Origin of the sequence: Kitasatospora sp. NPDC058032 (assembly GCF_042885845.1) — a bacterium.
Classification (GTDB): Bacteria; Actinomycetota; Actinomycetes; order Streptomycetales; family Streptomycetaceae; genus Kitasatospora.
This window is the reverse complement of the sequence record NZ_JBHVRK010000002.1, coordinates 68113-86723: the sequence shown is the minus strand read 5'-3', so window position 1 is coordinate 86723 and position 18611 is coordinate 68113. Positions and strand designations below refer to the sequence as shown.

13 protein-coding genes are annotated in these 18611 nt (G+C 76.6%); 8 read left to right on the top strand and 5 right to left on the bottom strand.

The features are described from left to right. Positions 1-39: 39 nt before the first annotated feature. On the top strand, positions 40-3039 hold the full coding sequence (locus tag ACFVUH_RS03330; RefSeq protein WP_387910881.1) for a BTAD domain-containing putative transcriptional regulator: 3000 nt from the start codon (positions 40-42) through the stop codon (positions 3037-3039). A 140-nt stretch (positions 3040-3179) separates the two neighbouring features. Here ACFVUH_RS03330 and ACFVUH_RS03325 read toward each other — a convergent pair whose 3' ends face one another. Next, positions 3180-5342: a serine/threonine protein kinase gene (locus ACFVUH_RS03325; RefSeq protein ID WP_387910879.1), complete on the bottom strand. Its 2163-nt coding sequence runs from the start codon at positions 5340-5342 to the stop codon at positions 3180-3182. 414 nt (positions 5343-5756) lie between these two features. Between ACFVUH_RS03325 and ACFVUH_RS03320 the strand changes: the two genes are divergently transcribed. The 4 genes from ACFVUH_RS03320 to ACFVUH_RS03305 all read left to right on the top strand — a co-directional run bounded on the left by ACFVUH_RS03320 (position 5757) and on the right by ACFVUH_RS03305 (position 12637). After that, positions 5757-6446, top strand: coding sequence for a hypothetical protein (locus ACFVUH_RS03320; RefSeq protein WP_387910878.1), 690 nt, complete (start codon positions 5757-5759; stop codon positions 6444-6446). Between the two features lies 1 nt (position 6447). Further along, a complete protein-coding gene (locus tag ACFVUH_RS03315) occupies positions 6448-8403 on the top strand; it encodes a hypothetical protein (protein WP_387910876.1) in 1956 nt (651 codons plus the stop codon). Between the two features lie 57 nt (positions 8404-8460). After that, positions 8461-11739 carry an error-prone DNA polymerase gene (locus tag ACFVUH_RS03310; protein WP_387910875.1) on the top strand — a complete coding sequence of 1093 codons (3279 nt, stop codon included), beginning with the start codon at positions 8461-8463 and terminating at the stop codon, positions 11737-11739. A gap of 472 nt (positions 11740-12211) precedes the next feature. Beyond that, positions 12212-12637, top strand: a complete 426-nt coding sequence (locus tag ACFVUH_RS03305; RefSeq protein ID WP_387910873.1) for a hypothetical protein — start codon at positions 12212-12214, stop codon at positions 12635-12637. Positions 12638-12823: 186 nt separating this feature from the next. Here ACFVUH_RS03305 and ACFVUH_RS03300 read toward each other — a convergent pair whose 3' ends face one another. Then, positions 12824-13654: a TIGR03084 family metal-binding protein gene (locus tag ACFVUH_RS03300; protein ID WP_387910871.1), complete on the bottom strand. Its 831-nt coding sequence runs from the start codon at positions 13652-13654 to the stop codon at positions 12824-12826. A gap of 215 nt (positions 13655-13869) precedes the next feature. Between ACFVUH_RS03300 and ACFVUH_RS03295 the strand changes: the two genes are divergently transcribed. Continuing rightward, a complete protein-coding gene (locus ACFVUH_RS03295) occupies positions 13870-14655 on the top strand; it encodes a LuxR C-terminal-related transcriptional regulator (RefSeq protein ID WP_387910870.1) in 786 nt (261 codons plus the stop codon). Between the two features lie 18 nt (positions 14656-14673). Here the strand turns inward: ACFVUH_RS03295 and ACFVUH_RS03290 are convergent, their stop codons facing one another. From ACFVUH_RS03290 to ACFVUH_RS03280, 3 genes are all read right to left on the bottom strand, one after another. After that, on the bottom strand, positions 14674-16206 hold the full coding sequence (locus ACFVUH_RS03290; protein WP_387910868.1) for an AMP-binding protein: 1533 nt from the start codon (positions 16204-16206) through the stop codon (positions 14674-14676). Between the two features lie 80 nt (positions 16207-16286). Beyond that, positions 16287-16649 carry a MerR family transcriptional regulator gene (locus ACFVUH_RS03285; protein WP_355368727.1) on the bottom strand — a complete coding sequence of 121 codons (363 nt, stop codon included), beginning with the start codon at positions 16647-16649 and terminating at the stop codon, positions 16287-16289. Between the two features lie 43 nt (positions 16650-16692). Then, on the bottom strand, positions 16693-17478 hold the full coding sequence (locus tag ACFVUH_RS03280; RefSeq protein WP_387910866.1) for an SDR family NAD(P)-dependent oxidoreductase: 786 nt from the start codon (positions 17476-17478) through the stop codon (positions 16693-16695). Between the two features lie 140 nt (positions 17479-17618). Between ACFVUH_RS03280 and ACFVUH_RS03275 the strand changes: the two genes are divergently transcribed. Continuing rightward, positions 17619-18077 carry a group II truncated hemoglobin gene (locus tag ACFVUH_RS03275; RefSeq protein ID WP_355368723.1) on the top strand — a complete coding sequence of 153 codons (459 nt, stop codon included), beginning with the start codon at positions 17619-17621 and terminating at the stop codon, positions 18075-18077. After that, on the top strand, positions 18074-18610 hold the full coding sequence (locus ACFVUH_RS03270) for a GNAT family N-acetyltransferase (RefSeq protein ID WP_387910865.1): 537 nt from the start codon (positions 18074-18076) through the stop codon (positions 18608-18610). Before ACFVUH_RS03275 ends, ACFVUH_RS03270 begins: the two co-directional genes overlap by 4 nt. The last annotated feature ends 1 nt before the right edge of the window (position 18611 follow it).

Genomic DNA, 18611 nt, shown 5'->3' with positions numbered 1-18611 from the left:
GCGGACGGGGGAGTTGTACGGACATGGGGGAGTCGATCGATGGACCGGGAGGCGCGGCCGGGAGGGCTGCGGTTCGAGGTACTGGGGCCCGTGCGGGGCCTGCGGGACGGGGTGGAGCTGGCGCTCGGTTCGCCGCAGCAGCAGGGACTGCTGCTCGCCCTGCTGTTCCGGGCGGGCCGGCAGGTGTCCGGCGCCCAGCTGATCGACGACCTGTGGGGCGAGGATCCGCCGGCCAGCGCCCACGGCGTCATCCGCACCTATGTGCACCGGCTGCGCCGGGTCCTCGGGCCCGACGCGCTGACCTCGCTCGGCGGCGGGTACCTGCTGGTCGCCGACCCCGAGGGCCTGGACACCGAGCGGTGCGAGGCGCGGCTGGCCCGGGCGCGGACGCTGCGCGCCGAGGGGCGGCACGCCGAGGCGGCGGCCGTCCTGCGGGCGGCGCTGGAGCTGTGGCGGGGCGAGCCGATGTCCGGGGTGCCCGGCCCCTACGTGCGGCGCCAGCGCCGGGAGTGGGAGGAGCGCCGGCTCGCGGTCCTGGAGTCGTGTCTGGAGGCGGAGGGCGAGGGCGGCCGGTCGGCGGAGTCGGTCGCCGAGCTGACGGCCCTGTCCGAGGAGCACCCGCTGCGCGAGCGCCTCGTCGAGCTGCTGATGCTCGCGCTGTACCGCTCCGGACGGCAGGCGGACGCGCTGGAGGTGTACCGGGCGGCGGACCGTCGGCTGCGCACCGAACTGGGCGTCGCCCCCGGCCCGGGGCTGCGGGAGCTGCACGGGCGGATCCTCGCGGCGGACGGGACCCTGGCGGCGCCCGCGGCTCCGGCCGCTCCCGCGTCCTCGGTGTCCTCCGTGTCCTCGGCGACTTCGGCGTCCGCGGCGCCCCCGGTGGCGGCGGGACCACCGGCCGCCTTTCTCAGGCCCGACCAACTCCCGGCAGCCGTGGCCGACTTCACCGGCCGGACAGCGGAGGTCGAGGCGGTGCGGGCCGCCCTGCGGGAGCCGGGCCGGGTGCCCGTGGCGGCGGTCGCGGGCATGGGCGGGGTCGGCAAGACCGCGCTCGCCCTGCACGTCGCGCACGGCCTCGCCGACGAGTTCCCGGACGGCCGGCTCTACCTCGACCTGCACGGCGCGGACGGTCGTCCGACCCGCCCCGAGGAGGCGCTGGCGGTCTTCCTGCGCTCCTTCGGCGTTCCCGGTGAGTCGATCCCGGCGGACCCGGCCGAACGGGCGGCCCGCTACCGGTCGTTGCTCGCCGGGCGGCGGGTCCTCGTCCTGCTCGACAACGCGCGCGACGCCGAGCAGGTCCGGCCGCTGATCCCGGGCGGCGCGGGCTGCGCCGTCCTGGTCACCAGCCGGACCCGGATCGGAGCGCTGCCCAACGCCCGCTTCACCGAACTGCCGGTGCTGCCCGCGGAGGAGGCGGTCACCCTGCTGACCCGGGTGGTCGGCGCCGGGCGGGTGGCGGCCGAGGCGCCGGCTGCCCGTGAACTCATCAGGCTCTGCGGGCAGTTGCCGCTCGCGGTGCGGATCCTCGCGGCGCGGCTGGCCTGCCGGCCCGGCTGGAGCGTCGCCCGACTGGTGGAGCAACTGGGCGGCGAGCGCTACCGGTTGGACGCGCTGCGCAGCGGCGACCTCGCCGTCGATTCCTCGTTCCGCTTCGGCTTCGACCTGCTGGACGCCGAACAGGCACGCGCCTTCCGGCTGTTGGCCATCCCCGAGGTGCCGGACCTGTCGGCGGCGGAGGTGGCGGCGGTCCTGGACCGGCCGGAGCCGGCCGCCGAGGCGCTGGCCGAGTCCCTGGTGGACTGCTCGATGCTGGAGGTCGCGGCGAGTCCCGACCGCTACCGCTACCACGATCTGCTGCGGGCCTTCGCCCAGCGGGTCGACCGGTTCTGCCCGGGCGGCCCGCGCGATCAGACGGAGGTCGACGGCGAGCGGGCGGCCGCGCTGGCCCGGCTGGTGGGCCACCACCACGCGGGGGTGGCGGCGGCACCCGGCTCCCCGGCGGCGCGGTCCGCGCCCCGGACCGTCGGGGACTACGTGGCCGTCGGGGCGCTGGTGCGCCAGTGCGCGGAGCTCCCGGACCGTTCCCCGGGGGTGGCGCCCGGCCTCGACCGGCTCGCCGAACTCCTGTTGGGCGTCTGTCTGTCGGCGGACTCCGGGCGCGCCACCCGGCCGCTCGGGCACGCCGCCAACGCCCTGCTGCGGGCCGCCCTGGAAGAGGGCGACCGAACCGCCGAGGCGCGGGCGCGCCTGGTGCTCGGCCGGCTGCTGGCCGAGGTCGGCTCCGCGTCGTCGGCCCTCGCCGAGCTGCTCCGGGCCCGTGACCTGTGCACCGCGCACGCACTGCCGCAACCGCTGCTCGCGCTCACGCACGGTTCGCTCGCCGCCTGCTTCGTCCAACTCGGCCGCCCGGACGAGGCGGTGGCCGGATTCTCGGCCGCCGTCGCGGTCTGGCAGCGGATCGGCGACCGGCGCGCCCTGGCCGCCGAACTGCTGGAACTGGCGGGCGCCTTCGCCCGGCAGGGCCGCTTCGGCGCGGCGGGCCGGGTGGTCGACCAGTCGCTGCTCATCGGCCACGACCTGGCCGACCACGAGCTGGAGGCCCGCGCCCGCGACTCGCTGGGCTCGATCGCCCACGACCTCGGCCGCCACGACCAGGCGGTCGCCCACCGGCGGGCCGCCCTCGCCCTGACCGACCCTGACGACCACCGGCGCACCGGCCGCATCCTGTTGCGGCTCGCCGAGTCGCTGCGCGCGGCCGGGCGGGGCCCGGAGGCGGCCGAGGCGGCGGAACGCGCGGTCGACGCGCTGACCCTGGACGGCGACCACCGGGGCCGCGGCCTGGCCCTGGCCGCACTCGGCGACGCCCTGGCGGACCACCCCCCGGGCGACCCGGAACGCGCCCGCGCCTGCTGGGCCGAGGCACACGGCATCCTGGCCCCGATCGGCTCACCGGAGGCCGAGCGCCTGGCCCCCCTGCTCGGCGCCGGCCACCCGGCGGGGCCGGCTCGTCAGCGCTGGCCGTCCTGGCTCCCGGCCTGAGCCTGCGGGTGGAGCGGCCGGGCACTGGGGTCCCGGGTCGGTTCGGCGGAGGCGGAGCGTCCGCCGCCTCTGCTCGACGCCGGCCGTCCCGGCCCCGGCCTGTGCGGACGGCCGGAGCCGGCCGTCCGCACAGGGGCCGGTCAGGCGGCGGAGACCGTCCACACCTGGTCGGCCGTGCCCGCGCAGGTGCGGACCGTGGCGGGCGCGCCCGGGCCGACGGCGGACAGGCAGCGCCGCGGGTCCCGGGCGACGGTCACCACGTAGCCCCCCGGTACCGGGAAGAACGACCAGACCTGGGTCGGGGCGGTGGCGGGGGGCACCGGCCGGTACGCCAGCTGCGTCTGGGCGCGGGCCTCCTCCAGGTTCAGGACCTTGGAGTACTCGGTGGCGCCGTTGGAGAGGGCGTACCCGCCCTCCGTGTACGGGGTCAGCTGCCAGACGCCGCCGGGGCCGCCGTCGTCCGAGGACAGGACCACCGGGTTGCCCGGCCGGTTGAGCGAGGCCTGGTCGTACAGCACGGCCCCGCCGTTGGACAGCCGGGCGAGCGGCGGCATCGGTGGGCCCGGCTGGGTCGGGGGCTTGATGGGCGGATCCGTCGGGATGGTGCCGGGCGGCGGCGGCGGGGGCGGCGAGGCGGTGTACGGCGGAGGGGAGGCGGTGTAGGTCGGCTTGGGCGCGTAGGTGTAGTCCGGGGCCGGGGGCACCGTTCGGGAGGGGGCGGCGGTGTAGGCCGGGACGCCCGGCGGCGGGGCGGCCGTGTAGACGGGGTCGCCCGGCGTCGACGGCTGCCCGGGTGCCGGTGAGGGTCCGGGCGGGACGGCCGGGCCGCCCGGGGCCGGGGAACCGGCGGGGGTGTCCGCGCCCCCGGGGGCGGGCGCCGCGGCGGGAGGGTTCGCGGGGAAGCCCGATGCCGCGCCGTCCCGGCCGGTCGGACCGCCCGGGGCACCTCCGCCGCCCACCGTCCCGCCGCCCGGTATCTCCCCGCCGCCGACGGTCCCGCCGCCGGGGAGTGGCGCGCCCGGGACCACCGGCCCGGTCGGCGAGGGGGCCCCGGACGGGGTCGGCGCGTCGGGGGAGGGGGACGGTGCGCCCGCCTCGGGGAGCAGACCGACGGGGGCCGTCAGCGGTACGCCCGCCACCGCCACGTCGGCCGTCCGGGACCGGACCGGCTCACCGGGCCGGTGCAGCACGAGGGCCGCGGTGGCGGTGGCGACGCAGCAGAGCGCGGTCGCGCCCGCCACGAGCAGGGTCCGGCGCCGGCTGCCGAACAGCGCCGCCCGCCACCTGCCCGCGCGCCGCGGCGACGGAGCGGCGGCCCCGCCCCCGCCCCCTGTCACGACCACCGGCCGTGCCGCCGATCCGGTGGACCGGAGCGCCGCCAGCGCACCGGTCGAGCGGACCACCGCCGCCCAGGACGGCCCGCCCGCCGGGCCTTCGGCCGACTCGCCGGCGAGGGCCGCCACGACGGCCGCGCCCATGGCGGCGGCGTCCGGCCAGCGCAGGGCCGGGTCCTTCGCCAGGGCCCGTTCGACCAGGGCCCGGACCGGGGCGGGGACGTCGTCCGGCAGCGGCGGCACGGGGTCGGTCAGGTGCTTGAGGATCAGCTCCAGGGCGGTCTCGCCCTCGAACGGCAGCCGTCCGGACAGGCATTCGTAGAGCACGACCCCGAGCGCGTACAGGTCCGCCGAGGCGGTGACCGTGCCGGTGGAGGCCTGTTCGGGCGCCTGGTAGGCGGCGGTGCCGAGCACCATCCCGGGCACGGTGAGCCGGGGGTCGCAGCCGGGGCGGGCGATGCCGAAGTCGGTGACGACGACCTGGCCGTCGCCGCGGATCATCAGGTTGGCCGGCTTGACGTCCCGGTGGACGATCCCGGCCTCGTGGGCGGCCTGGAGGGCGGCCAGCACCTCCATGGCCAGGCCGAGGGACTCCGGGACGGTCAGCGGGCCCCGCCGTTCCAGGACGGCGCTCAGCGGATCGCCCTCGATCAGTTCCATGACCAGGTAGGCGACCGGGTGGGCGGCGGGGGTCTGCGGCGCGCCCCAGGAGGGGACGTCGTCGGTGGTGCGGCCGGGCCCGAAGTCGTACACGCCGACGATGCCGGGGTGCTGCACCCTGGCCATCACCCGGGCCTCGTCGTGGAACCGCTCGGCGAAGCCGGGCTCGTCCAGCAGCGCGGGTTTCAGGACCTTGACGGCGACGCGGCGGTCGAGCACCTGGTCCCGGGCGAGCCAGACATCGCCCATCGAGCCGCCGCCGAGCCACTCGTCCAGACGGTAGCGGTCACCGAGCGTGGTGCCACGCATGATTCTCCTCGACCTCGTTTCCTCGTCGCGACCGCCGCCGGGGCCGGACGGGCCCTCGGTCGCACCGGCAGACCCTGCCAGCCGGCAATAAACGACGGCTTGGCGTGGGCACTGAAACCCCCGCCCTTGGCGCCAACACTCCGTTCAACGGACTATCGACACCCTGTGTCGCAGCGGGACGGTGACGCGACATCAGGTCGTGGCGGTCTCCGCCCGGACGGGGGTGGGCCGCCGGTGTCGCCGCGGTCCGGCGCGCATGCGGACGCGCCTCTCCGGTCGAACACGGAGAGTGACAGCACGGAAGCGGACGATTCGGACTTGAATCTTTACGAACGGATGTTCGATCCTGGGGGTGTGCCCGTTTTCGAATCTGTTTTCGAATCTACCGTCGAGCGGAAGCCCGCGCTCCGACCGGTGGCGTCGACCGCTGCCCCCGCGCGGGGGCTGCTGCCGGTGGTGCCCGCGCTGAGCGGGCTGCTGCCGGAGGGCGGGCTGCGGCGGGGCGCGGCGGTGTCGGTGGCGGGCGGGGACGCCGGGCTGCTGCTGGCGCTGGCCGCCGGGGTGCGGGAGACCGAGGGCGGCTGGGCCGCGGCGGTCGGGCTGCCGGACCTCGGGCTGGCCGCGGCCGCCGGGTACGGGCTCGACCTGCGGCGGCTGCTGGTGGCCGACGACCCCGGACCGCACTGGGCCGAGGTGGTCTCCGTCCTGGCCGGCGCCGTCGAACTGATCATGCTGCGCCCGGACGGCCCGGTCCCGCCGAACCTGGCCGCCCGGCTGGCCGCCGTGCTGCGGCGCAGCGGCTGCGTGCTGCTGGTGGCCGGGCCGTGGCCGGGGGCCGGGCTGCGGCTGGGCGTGCGCTCCGGGCGCTGGTTCGGGCTGGGGGACGGGCACGGGCAGCTCACCGGACGGCAGGTGGAGGTGGTGGCCGAGGGGCGCGGATCGGCGGGGCGCGGGCGGACGGCCCGGCTCTGGCTGCCGGACGCGCACGGCGCGGTGCGGACCGTGGAGGAGACGGTCGGCACCGGGACGGTGGACGTGGACGCGGTGGGGGAGGACGCGGTGTCGGGGGCCGGGGCGGGCCTCGACCGCATGGCGGTGGTGTGAGATGACCGGCGGCGAGGTTACCGGGTTCACCGGGGCGGGTGGCGCGGTCACCCCCCGGGTGCTGGTGGTGTGGTGTCCGGACTGGCCGGTGGTGGCCGTCGAACGCCCGGCGGAGGGGCGGGAGGGCGAGGAGCGGGACGTCCCGGTGGCGGTGGTCGAGGGCGGCCGGGTGCTGGCCTGCTCGACGGCGGCCCGGGCGGCCGGGGTGCGGCAGGGGCAGCGGCTCAAGCTGGCCCAGCGGCTCTGCCCGGCGCTGGAGCTGCGCGACCGCGACCCGGAGGCGGAGGTCCGGCGGTTCGAACCGGTGGTCGCGGCGGTGGAGGCGTTCACCCCCCGGGTGGAGGTGCTGCGTCCGGGGCTGTGCGCGATCCCGGTGAAGGGGCCGGCCCGCTACTTCGGCGGGGAGGAGGCCCTGGCGGCGAAGGTCCAGGGGGCGGTCACGGCCGCCCTGGCGGTGTCGGCCGAGGCCGAGGCCGCTCAGGCGCACCCGGCGGACGCGGCGGACGCGGAGCGGCCCCGGAGCCATGGCGGCGACGGGAACGCCGAGAGTGGCACCGGGAGCACCGGAACCGGGACCGGGAGCGGCGCGGGCCTGGCCGAGGTCGTCCCGCTGCACCCCGCCGATGCCGAACGGCCCGCCGCCCGGCGCCGCACCGCCGGGGTGGACGAGCTGTTCGCCGCCGCGCCCGCCGCCCGGGACGGCGCCCGGGGCGGCTTCGCCCGCCCGCCCGCCTACCCGCCGGCCCCCGGCCCCGGGGCCGCGTCCCCGGCCGCCGCGCCGCCGCCGCTGGGCCAGGTCGGCGTGGCCGACGGCCTGTTCGCCGCCGTGCTCGCCGCCCGCGCCGGGGTGCTGGTCCCCGCCGGGCGGACGGCGGAGTTCCTCGCGCCCTACCCGGTGGCCGCGCTCGGCGACGCCGAGCTGGCCGAACTGCTGGACCGGCTGGGCCTGCCCACGGTCGGGGCGTTCGCCGCGCTGCCCGCCGAGTCGGTGGCCGACCGCTTCGGCCCGGCCGGCGCGGTGGCGCACCGGCTGGCCCGGGGTCTCCAGCCGCGCCCGCTGGTGCCGCGCACCGAGGGGCCGGACCTCTCCGTCGAGCAGCGCTTCGACCCGCCCGAGCCGCTCGCCGAGCCGCTGGTGTTCGTCGCCCGCACCCTGGCCGAGTGGCTGCACCAGCGGCTCGCCGGGGCGGGGCTGACCTGTCAGCGGGTCGCCGTGGAGGTGGAGTGCGCCGACGGCCGGACGGTCGCGCGGCTCTGGCGGCACGAGGGCCGGCTCTCGGCGACGGCGCTCGCCGAACGCGTCCGCTGGCAGCTCCAGGCCTGGCAGGGCACCGGCACCTTCGACCGGAGCGGCGGAGCCGGGGGACCGCACGACCCCGAGCCGGGCGGGTTCACCGCGCTGCGCCTGGTCCCCGACGACCTCACCCCCGACCAGGGCCGTCAACTCGCCCTCTGGGGGCAGGCGGTGGCGGACGACCGGGTGGAGCGCGCGGTGGCCCGGGTGCAGGCGGTGCTCGGGCACGCCGGGCTGCGCCGGATCGAGCCGGCCGGCGGCCGGGGGCCGGAGGACCAGGTGGTCCGGGTGCCGTGGGGCGAGCCGTACGACCCGGCGGCGCCCGCCGACGCGCCCTGGCCGGGGCGGGTCGGCGGGTTGCGGGACGTCTGGCCGGCCGTGGTGCACCGCGTCCCGGTGCCTGCGGCGGTGCTGGACGCGGACGGGCGGCCGGTGACGGTGGACGGCCGGGCGGGGGTGTCGGCCCGGCCGTCCACCGTGGCGGTGCGCGGGCGGGAACTGGCGGTGGACGGCTGGACCGGTCCCTGGCCGGCGGTCGAGTACTGGTGGGACCAGGCGCGCGCCCGCCGCCGGGCCCGGTTCCAGGTGACGGTGGCGGACGGGCGGGCGCTGCTGCTCACGGTGGAGGGGGGTGCCTGGTTCGTGGAGGCCGGATACGACTGACGGCCGGCAGGACCGAGGGGGGTAGGAGACCAGCGAGAGACCGAAGGCACCACCCCGATGGGATTCACCAGTCATCCCTCCCTCCCCTGGAGCGAACTGCACCGGCGCCTGTCCAGCAGCGGCAGTGGCGACGTCGTCCCGCTGCGCCCGGGCCCCGGCGACGGACCGGACGGACCGGACGGACCGGACGGGCCCGCCGGGCGCCCCGCAGGGCAGCGGCCCGCCGGACCGCCCTGGGCGGAGCTGCACGTCCACTCCGCCTTCAGCTTCCTCGACGGCGCCAGCGACCCCGAGGCGCTGGTCGCCGAGGCGGCCCGGCTGGGCGTCGAGGCCCTGGCGCTCACCGACCACGACGGCCTCTACGGCGCGGTCCGGTTCGCCGAGGCGGCCCGCGGCACGGGCGTGTCCACCGTCTTCGGAGCCGAACTGACACTCCGTCATGAGCGGGGAGGCGTCGAGCACCTGCTGGTACTGGCCCGCGACCCGGAGGGCTACCGCCGCCTCTCCGCCGTCATCGGCGCGGCCCAGCTCGCGGGCGGCGCCAAGGGGAATCCGGTCTACGACTTCGAGGCCCTCGCCGGCGCGCACGACGGCCACTGGGCGGTGCTCACCGGCTGCCGCCTCGGCCGGGTGCCCGCCGCCCTGGCCGCCGCCGCGGGTGTCCCCGGCACCGGCCCAGCCGCCGACCCCGAGCACCAACTCCGCACCCTCAGCGAGGCGTTCGGCCGCGAGAACGTCCACGTGGAGCTGATCGACCAGTGGCTCCCCGGCGACGACCTGCGCAACGACGCCCTCGCCGCGCTCGCCGCCCGGCTGCGTCTGACCACCGTCGCCTCCACCAACACCCACCACGCGAGCCCCGCCGAGGGCCGCCTCGCCCAGAGCCTGGCCGCCCTGCACGACCGCCGCACCCTCGCCGAGGCGGTGGGCTGGACCCACGCCGCCGGCACCGCCCACCTGCGCTCCGGCCGCGAGATGGCGGCCCGGCTGGCCCGCTTCCCGGGCGTCCGCGAGGCCACCGTGGACCTCGCCCGGGCCTGCGCCTTCGACTTCGCCGCCCTGGACCCGGAGCTGCCGGGCTACCCCGTCCCGCCCGGCCACACCGAGATCAGCCATCTGCGCGAACTGGTCGCCGAGGGCGGCCCGGCCCGGTTCGGGCCCGGCAACGGCCCGGCCCGCCGCCAGCTCGCCCGCGAGCTGGACGTCATCGAGGAACTCGACCTGGCCGGCTACTTCCTGATCGTCCACGACATCGTCGACTTCTGCCGCCGGGAGTCCATCTGGTGCCAGGGCCGCGGCTCGGCGGCCAACTCCGCGGTCTGCTTCGCGCTCGGGATCACCGCCGTCGACCCGGTGCACTACAAGCTGCTCTTCGAGCGCTTCCTCTCCACCGCCCGCGACGGGCCGCCGGACATCGACCTGGACATCGAGAACCGCCGCCGCGAGGAGGTCATCCAGTACGTCTACCGCCGGTACGGGCGCGAGCACGCCGCCCAGGTCGCCAATGTGATCACCTACCGGCCCCGGCTGGCCCTGCGCGACGCCGCCCGGGTGCTCGGCTATCCGCAGGGACAGGTGGACGCGTTCAGCCGGCAGGCCGACTTCCGCTCGCCGCCCGGCGCGGACGCCGTCGTCCCCGCCGACGTGCTCGCGCTCGCCGGACAGCTCCACGGCCTGCCGCGCCACCTGGGCATCCACTCGGGCGGCATGGTGCTCACCCGGGAGCCGATCGCCGGGATCTGCCCGACCGAGTGGGCCCGGATGCCGGGGCGCTCCGTGCTGCAGTGGGACAAGGAGTCGGTGGCCGGCGCCGGGCTGGTCAAGATCGACCTGCTCGGCCTCGGCATGCTCGCCGCGCTGCACGACACCTGCGACCTGGTCGCCCGGCACCACGGCGAGCGCTACGACCTGGCGACCATCCCGGACGACGACGCGGGCGTGTACGCGATGCTGCGGCGGGCCGACACCGTCGGCGTCTTCCAGGTCGAGTCGCGCGCCCAGATGGCCACCCTGCCACGGCTCAAGCCGGACCACTTCTACGACCTGGTCGTCGAGGTCGCGCTGATCCGGCCCGGCCCGATCCAGGGCGGCTCCGTCCACCCGTACCTGCGGCGCCGCGCCGGGGTGGAGCCGGCCGGCTGCCCGCACCCGCTGATGGAGAACGCCCTCGGCAAGACCCTCGGGGTGCCGCTGTTCCAGGAGCAGATGATGCAACTCGCCATCGACTGCGCGGGGTTCACCCCGGCCGAGGCGGACCGGCTGCGCCAGGCGATGGGCGCCAAGCGCTCGCACGAGCGGGTCGCCCGGCTGCGCGAGCGGCTGCTCGGCGGCATGGCCGAGCGCGGCATCCCGGAGGAGGTGGCGCAGGACGTCTACACCAAGATCGAGGCCTTCTCCAACTACGGCTTCCCGGAGAGCCACGCGATCAGCTTCGCCTACCTGGTGTACGCCAGCGCCTGGCTCAAGTACCACTACCCGGCGGCCTTCACCTGCGCCCTGCTGGCCAACCAGCCGATGGGCTTCTACTCGCCGCTCAGCCTGATCTCGGACGCCCGGCGGCACGGTGTGCGGGTGCGCGGGGTGGACGTCAACGCCAGCGGCGCCGGGCCCACCCTGGAGCCGTACCGGGGGCCGACGCCCAGGCCGCCGCTGACCGCGGGGAAGCCGCAGCCCGCGATCCGGCTCGGCCTGGACACCGTGCGCGGCATCGGCGCCGCGCAGGCCGAGGCCGTCGCGGCCGGGCAGCCGTACGCGGACCTGGAGGACTTCGCCCGCCGCACCGAACTGCCCGCGGCCGGTCTGGAGGCGCTGGCCGCGGCGGGCGCGTTCGGCTGCTTCGGGCTCGGCCGGCGGCAGGCGCTCTGGGCGGCGGGCGCGTTCGCGGGCGTCTCGGCGGACCTCATCCCGGGCACCACGCCCGGTACCGAGGCGCCGGAGCTGCCCGCGATGACCCCGGTCGAGGAGACCATCGCCGACCTCTGGGCCACCGGGACGTCCGCGACCAGCCACCCGCTCCAGCACCTGCGCGCCCACCTGGAGCGCGGCGGCGCGCTCTCGGCCGCCGAACTCCCGGACGTGCCGCCGGGGACGGCGGTGGTGGTCGGCGGCCTGGTCACCCACCGGCAGCGGCCGCCGACGGCGGGCGGGGTGCTCTTCCTCAGCCTGGAGGACGAGACCGGGCTGATCAACGTGATCTGCGGCCGGCCGGTCTGGGAGTCCCAGCGCCGCACCGCCCTGGACCGGGCCGGGCTGCTGGTGCACGGGCACGTCGAACGGGACCGGGGTGCCACCAATCTGGTCGCCACCCGGCTCACCCCGCTGCGGATCGGGCTGTGACGGGACGGCGGGCGCCCTGGCGCGGGATCGCGGGCTGCTGCTCCTGCGCGACGGCGGGAAGTGGCCGGCGCGGCGCAGTCGTGGGGGGTGCCTGCGCCGCGCCGGAGTCCGTGCCGGGCCGGTCGTTCAGCTCGACGATCCGCAGATCGCCCGGATCGCGTGGTTCATCCGCGTCATGTCCGAAGTCCATCATGCGCCGACGAATCCTGTATATCGCTGAAACGTGTGGTTTGCCGGACAACCTGGACTATTTGACGAATAGTCGGCTGAATCGGTCGAGTCACCGGATCGTCCTGGGCGCCTGTCGCGCCCGCCGTATGGATTCGCGCCATCGAGGGGTCAATTCCGGTGCGCCTGAAGGGATTTCGGTCCGGTCGGGAATACCGGCCGGAGTGCGTGGAAGCATCTGCCATGTGAAGCGTGACATGGCACAACCTTCCAGCACCTCCTGTCCTCGAAGGAGAGAACTCCGATGAAGCGTTTCGTTGCGATCCTCGCGGTCGGTGCCGCGCTGTCCGGGCTCGGCGTCGCGGGCGCCACCCAGGCCACCGCCCTTCCCTCGGGCACGACCACGATCTCGTCGACGACCACCTGCGGCTACGGCATCGGGACCCAGGTCTGCCTGACGCTCAACGGCCGCGTCGCGTCCGCCACCGGCTGGGTGGGATCGGCCGGCGGCCCCCCGCAGATGGCCTCGTTCGTACTGGATCTCGGCACCACCGCCGGCCACAGCCTGGACCGCGAGAGCCTCGGCGCCGTCGTGGGGTCCAAGGGGATCACGGTCGGTCCGATCGTGAGCACCGTCCCGTGCGGCGAGGGCATCATCGCGAGCTTCATCACCACCAGGATGGGTCAGCCGGTGGCGAGCGCCACGGTCACGGTGCCGGCCGTCTGCTGAGCCGCCCGGTCGGTCCGCCCGGCCGGGTCGACGCTCATGCCGCCACCGTGCGGACGAAGCCGCGCCCCGGCCTCCGGCCGCGGTCCGGCTCGCGGCCGACCCGGTGACCGGCGTACCGGCCGCGGAGGTTGGCGACAGGGAGCCATCCTCCGCGGCCGGTACGCCTCGCGCGACGGCCCCGCCGGGCTAGCGGGACGACCTCGCCTCCCGGCCCGCCCCCGGCGGGCCCGCGAAGGCCTGGGCGATCGGCAGCCACGCCGTCGCCACCTCGCCGACGGCGGTCAGTCCGAGGTCGTCCCGGTGCCGGCGCCGGGTGACGAGCAGGCAGAAGTCCAGGGCCGGGCCGGTCACCCGGTCCGCCGCGTCGGCCGGCCCCCACGTCCACGACCCGCCGTCCGGGGCGGTCAGCTCCACCCGTACCGGGGCCTGCGGAGCGGGCTGCCCGTGCACCGTGAACGCGAACCCCAGGGTCCGCACCCCCAGGTGCGCGACGTGCCGCAGCCGCGCCGTCGGCTCCCGGACGGCGCCGAGCGCGTCCGCCACGTCCTGCCCGTGCGCCCAGGTCTCCATCAGCCGCGCGGTGGCCATCGACGCGGCCTTCATCGGCGGGCCCAGCCAGGGCAGCCGGGCGCCGGGCGGCACCGCCGCCAGCGCGTCCGCGAGCCGCTCCCGGCCGGCCCGCCAGCGGGCCAGCAGCGCGCCCGGCTCCTCGGCCGCGCCGCGCGCCGCGCCGTCCTCCACCGGGTCGGTGCCGGCCGCCACCAGGCCGCCGAACACCCGGCGGGACTCCGTGACGAAGGCCTCCGGATCGCGGGCGGCCAGCTCCGACCAGTCGTCCGTCCAGGCCAGGTGGGCGATCTGGTGCGCCACCGTCCACCCCGGCGCGGGCGTGTCCAGGGCCCAGCCGTCCGGCTCCAGCCCGGCGACGAGCCCGTCCAGCGCCTCGCTCTCGGCCCGCAGGTCGGCCGGCAGCCCGGCCGGCACGGACGAGCCCCCGGGAACCTTGGGATCCACCATGGATCTCCCCTTCGTCATGCTCGGAAACCTGGGAAACATCGGAAACCCCGGCGGTCCGCAGTGGTCCGCGTGGTGACCCGCCGGTAACCTCGCGCCCGCACCCTACGCCGCCGCGTGCGCCTCCACCCGGAACTCCGCACAACTCCCCGGGACACGCACACCGAACCCGCTCGCGACCCCTCCCCAGCGCCGCGACCTCGTGTGACAATCGCGCGATGACGACCGCCCCGACCGCGCCGAAGCGCGGTGCCGAGGCCCCGGACGACCTCGCCGACCGGGCCGCCGAGCTGGTCAGGGACGCCGTGCTCGGCGACCTCGCCCGCCGGGTGGTCGCCGACTGCGGCGCCGACGTCGGCCTGGTCGGCGTGCCCGAGCCGGGCGTGGCGGCGGCCGGGGGCGAGGGCATGGTGCTGCGGCACTGGGCCGGCACCCGGGCCGAGCTGCTGCACGACCTCCCGGTGCCGGCCGGCACCGGTCTCGGCGGCCGGGCGCTGGCCGAACGGGCGCCGAGCTGGGCGCCCGACTACCGCGCCGACACCACCATCTCGCACCACTACGACGCCGCGGTCATCGCCGAGGACCTCTACGCGATGCTCACCGTGCCGCTGCTGCACGGCGGCGCGGTGCACGGCGTGGTGTACGCCTCGCTGCGCGCGGTGGTCCCGTTCGGGGACGTCCGGATCGCCGCCGTGGCCAGGCTCGCCGAGGCCGCCACCCGGGCCCTGGCCGGGGCCGACGCCTGGCGCGGGACGGGGGAGCCCGCGGTGGGCCCCACCGGTGCGCGAAGACCTCCGTGCACCCCGCCCGCCCCGCTCACCCGGCGCGAGCACGAAGTGCTCCGCTGGGCGGCGACCGGCCGGACCAACCCGGAGATCGCCGCCCAGCTCGGCCTCACCTGCAACACGGTGACCGGCTACCTGAAGAGCGCGATGCACAAGCTCGGCGTCCGCAACCGCACCGAACTCGCCGTCACGGCCCGGGAGTCCGGCCTGCTCGACTGAACCCCCGTACCAGGCGTTTCAGTTGACCTTCCGCTCCCGCCCCGACCAGTAGGGCTCGCGGAGCCGGAACTTCTGCAGCTTCCCGGTGGTGGTGCGCGGCAGTGCGTCCCGGAACTCCACCGAGGTGGGCGACTTGTAGCCGGCCAGCCGCTGCTTGCAGTGCGCGATGAGGTCCGCCTCGGTGAGCTCCGCACCCGGCTTCAGCACCACCAGCGCCTTGACCGTCTCGCCCCACTTGGCGTCCGGCACGCCGATCACCGCGACCTCGGCCACCGCCGGGTGGTCGTACAGGCAGTCCTCCACCTCGATCGAGGAGACGTTCTCCCCGCCGCTGATGATGACGTCCTTCTTGCGGTCCGAGATGGTCAGGTAGCCGTCCTCCAGGACGCCGCCGTCGCCGGTGTGGAACCAGCCGTCCCGCAGCGCCTCCGCGGTGGCCTCCGGCTGCTGCCAGTAGCCGTCCAGCACGACGTTGGAGCGGATCAGCACCTCGCCCTGCTCGTCCACCCGCACCTGGTTGCCGATCGCCGGGGCGCCCGCCTGCACCAGCTTCTCCGCCCGCCGCTCGGCGGGCAGTTCGTCCCACTCGGCGCGGGTGCGGTTGACCGTCACCACCGGCGAGGTCTCGGTCAGGCCGTAGATCTGCATGAACTCCCAGCCGAGCTCGGACTCCATGCGCTGCACCACCGAGGTCGGCGGCGGCGCGCCGGCCACCACCATCCGCACCCGGTCCCGGCCGGGCACCGGGCCGTCCCACTCGGCCGCCGCGTCCAGCACCATCTGCACCACCGCGGGCGCGCCGCACAGGAAGGTCACCCCGTGCCGCTCGACCCGGCGCAGGATCTCGGCGCCGTCCACCTTCCGCAGCACCACGTGCTGCGCGCCCAGCCCGGTGAGCGAGAACGGCAGGCCCCAGCCGTTGGCGTGGAACATCGGCAGGGTGTGCAGGTAGACGTCCCGGTCGCTCGCCCCGAAGTGCAGGGCCATCAGCGTCGCGTTCAGCCAGACGTTGCGGTGGGTGAGCTGAACGCCCTTGGGGCGGGCGGTGGTTCCGCTGGTGTAGTTGATGGTCGCGGTGGCGTTCTCGTCGATCGCGTAACGGCGCGGCGCGTTCCCGAAGTCGTACAGCAGCGCGTCGCTGTCCGTGCCGATCACGAACTTGTGCTCGGCGACCACCCCGGCCAGCGGCTTGGCCAGCTCCGGGTCGACCAGCAGCACCGAGGCGCCGCTCTGCTCGACGATGTACGACACCTCCTCCGCCTTGAGGCGGAAGTTCACCGGCACCAGCACCCGGCCGTGCCCGCTCACGCCGAACAGCGAGGTCAGCAGTCGCGCCGAGTTGTGCGACACGATCGCCACCCGCTTGCCGGGGCCGACGCCGAGCCGGTCGAGACCGGCCGCCTGCGCCCGCGCCAGTCGGGCGATCCGACGGTACGTCAGATCCGTCCAGGGTTCGGCGGGTTGCACCGGCTCGTCGACGATGCCGACCCGGTCGCCGTAGACCAGCTCGGCCCGGTCGAGGAAGTCCATCACGGAGAGTGGAATCTGCATGGGGCCCACTGTCCTCCGCCCGCCTCGCCCTGCACACCCCCGATCGGGGGTGTCACCCGTCCGGGTCCCGCAGCCGGGTCTCACGCCCGGGACGCGGTGGCCTCCGCGGCGGTGATCGCCGCCGCCAGCCGGTCCCGGGCCTCGGTCTGGGCGGCGATCCGGCGCTCCAGCACCGCCAGCCGCTCCCGGGCGATCCGTAGCGCGCCGGCCGACGGCGGCCCCAGCGTGTCGCGGTCCAGGCACCCCAGGAACGGCCGGACGTCCTCCAGGGTGAACCCGGCCTCCAGCAGCGCGCGGATGTTGCGCACCCGCACCACCGCCGCCTCGTCGTACACCCGGTACCCGTTGGGCGCGCGCCCGGAGCCGATCAGCCCGGCCTGCTCGTAGTGCCGCAGCGCCCGGGCGGTCGTCCCCGTCGCCCGCGCCAGCTCGCCGATCCGCACCCGCGCCGCCCCCCGATCCGTCCCGGCCGGCCGCCTGCTGTGCTCAGCTCACCACGGCGCCCCCGTCCACCGGCAAGACTACTCCGGTCACGAAGGAGGCCTGCGGCGAAGCCAGTTGGGCGACGGCCCAGGCCACCTCGGCCGCCTCGCCGATCCGGCCGAGCGGGGTGTGCGCCAGCTGCCACGCCCGCAGCGCCGCCCGCCGTTCGGGGCCGATCCCGGCATGCGCGGCGATCGGCGTCCCGATCGCGCCCGGGGCCACCGCCACCACCCGGATGCCGAGCGGTGCCAGCTCCACCGCCCAGCTGCGGGTCAGCGAGTCCACCGCGGCCTTGCTCGCCGCGTAGGCCGAGTTCGTCGGCCAGCCGCGCTGTCCGACGGCGGTGCTGACGTTGACGATCACGCCCCGGCTCGCGGTGAGCGCGGGCAGCGCGGCCTGGGCGAGCAGGACGGGAGCCGTCAGATTGGTCGCCAGCAGCGCGCCGACGCCCTCCCGGGTGTAGCCGCCGAGCGTCGCGTGCGGGGCGATCCCCGCGTTGTTGACCAGGACGTCCAGCCGCCCGAACCGCTCCAGCGCCTCCCGGACGATCAGCTCCGGCCCGTCCGGCGCGGTGACGTCCGCGACCACCGGCACGATCCGCTCCGGCGCCCGCTCCGCCGTCCCCGCCAGCGGCTCCGCCCGGCGTCCGACGGCCAGCACCCGCACCCCCGCCCCCTGGTCGGCGAAGGCCTGCGCCGTGGCCCGCCCGATCCCGGTCCCCGCCCCGGTGACCACCACCACCCGGAGCCCCTGCCCCACCGACTCGTTCATCCGCTTCGTGTCGCTCATGCCCGCCACCCTCCGACCCTGCCGCCAGCGTCAAGGTCAAGCGCCGCCCCGGATCGGAGGAGCCGCCTCCGGTTGGCCCGTCGGCGTTCCGCTGCTAGGAAGGGTGGGAGAAGAACCGTCCACGGGGGAGAGACGCACCGATGACCGACCACCGCTCCGACAGCCTGTACGACGCGATCGGGGGCCTGGACGCCCTGCGGAGGCTGAGCAGCACCTTCTACGAGGGCGTGCTCGCCGATCCGCTGCTCGCGCCGGTCTTCGCCCGGTTCACACCCACCCACATCGAGCACGTCGCCGTCTGGCTGGCCGAGGTGTTCGGCGGCCCGGACCGCTTCACCACCGACCTCGGCGGCCACCGGGAACTGCTCCGCGCCCACCTCGGCCTCGCCATCACCGAGGAGCAGCGGCTGCGCTGGATGGAGCTGATGGCCGAGGCGGTGAACGCGGAGCTGCCCGAGGACGAGCTGCTGCGCCGCCGCGTCCTGGAGTACTTCGACTGGGGCACCAGGATCGCCGAGGACGTCTCCGCCTCCCCGGCCGGCACCGACCTCGGCGAACCGGGACCCACCCCGCGCTGGGGCTGGGAGGGCCTGCGGTGACGAACGCGCTCGCCGCCGCCGCGCCGCGCGCCGAGGGACTGCTGCTGCGCCCCTTCCTGCCGGAGGACGCGCCCGCCCTGCTCGACATCCACCGCGACCCGACGCTGCGCCGCTACATCCGCAACCAGGTGACCGACCTCGACGAGGCCGCCGGCTGGCTGGAGACCCAGGACCGCGGCCGCGCCGAGGGCAGCCGCTACTCCTTCGCCGTCCTGGAGCGGGGCGTGCTGATCGGCAACGTCGTGCTCAAGCGCGGCGCGCCGGGCAGCGCCGGATCCGAGGTGGGCTACTGGACGGCCGCCGCCGCGCGCGGCCGGGGCGTGGCCCCGCGCGCGCTGGCGGCGCTCACGGGCTGGGCGTGGGAGACCTTCGCCGCCGACGGGCTGGTCCGGCTGGACCTCTTCCACGAGGGGGACAACGCCGCGTCCTGCCGGGTCGCCGAGAAGGCCGGCTACCCGTTCGAGGCCCTCGTACCGGCCGCCCCGCCGCAGTACCCGCTCGACGGCCACTGGCACAGCAGGCCCGCCGGATAAG

Coding starts and splice junctions, on each gene's coding strand:
- ACFVUH_RS03305 (WP_387910873.1), top strand. CDS start 12,212: ATGAAGCGTTTCGTTGCGATCCTCGCGGTCGGTGCCGCGCTGTCCGGG.
- ACFVUH_RS03330 (WP_387910881.1), top strand. CDS start 40: ATGGACCGGGAGGCGCGGCCGGGAGGGCTGCGGTTCGAGGTACTGGGG.
- ACFVUH_RS03295 (WP_387910870.1), top strand. CDS start 13,870: ATGACGACCGCCCCGACCGCGCCGAAGCGCGGTGCCGAGGCCCCGGAC.
- ACFVUH_RS03290 (WP_387910868.1), bottom strand. CDS start 16,206: ATGCAGATTCCACTCTCCGTGATGGACTTCCTCGACCGGGCCGAGCTG.
- ACFVUH_RS03310 (WP_387910875.1), top strand. CDS start 8,461: ATGGGATTCACCAGTCATCCCTCCCTCCCCTGGAGCGAACTGCACCGG.
- ACFVUH_RS03280 (WP_387910866.1), bottom strand. CDS start 17,478: ATGAGCGACACGAAGCGGATGAACGAGTCGGTGGGGCAGGGGCTCCGG.
- ACFVUH_RS03275 (WP_355368723.1), top strand. CDS start 17,619: ATGACCGACCACCGCTCCGACAGCCTGTACGACGCGATCGGGGGCCTG.
- ACFVUH_RS03325 (WP_387910879.1), bottom strand. CDS start 5,342: ATGCGTGGCACCACGCTCGGTGACCGCTACCGTCTGGACGAGTGGCTC.
- ACFVUH_RS03315 (WP_387910876.1), top strand. CDS start 6,448: ATGACCGGCGGCGAGGTTACCGGGTTCACCGGGGCGGGTGGCGCGGTC.
- ACFVUH_RS03300 (WP_387910871.1), bottom strand. CDS start 13,654: ATGGTGGATCCCAAGGTTCCCGGGGGCTCGTCCGTGCCGGCCGGGCTG.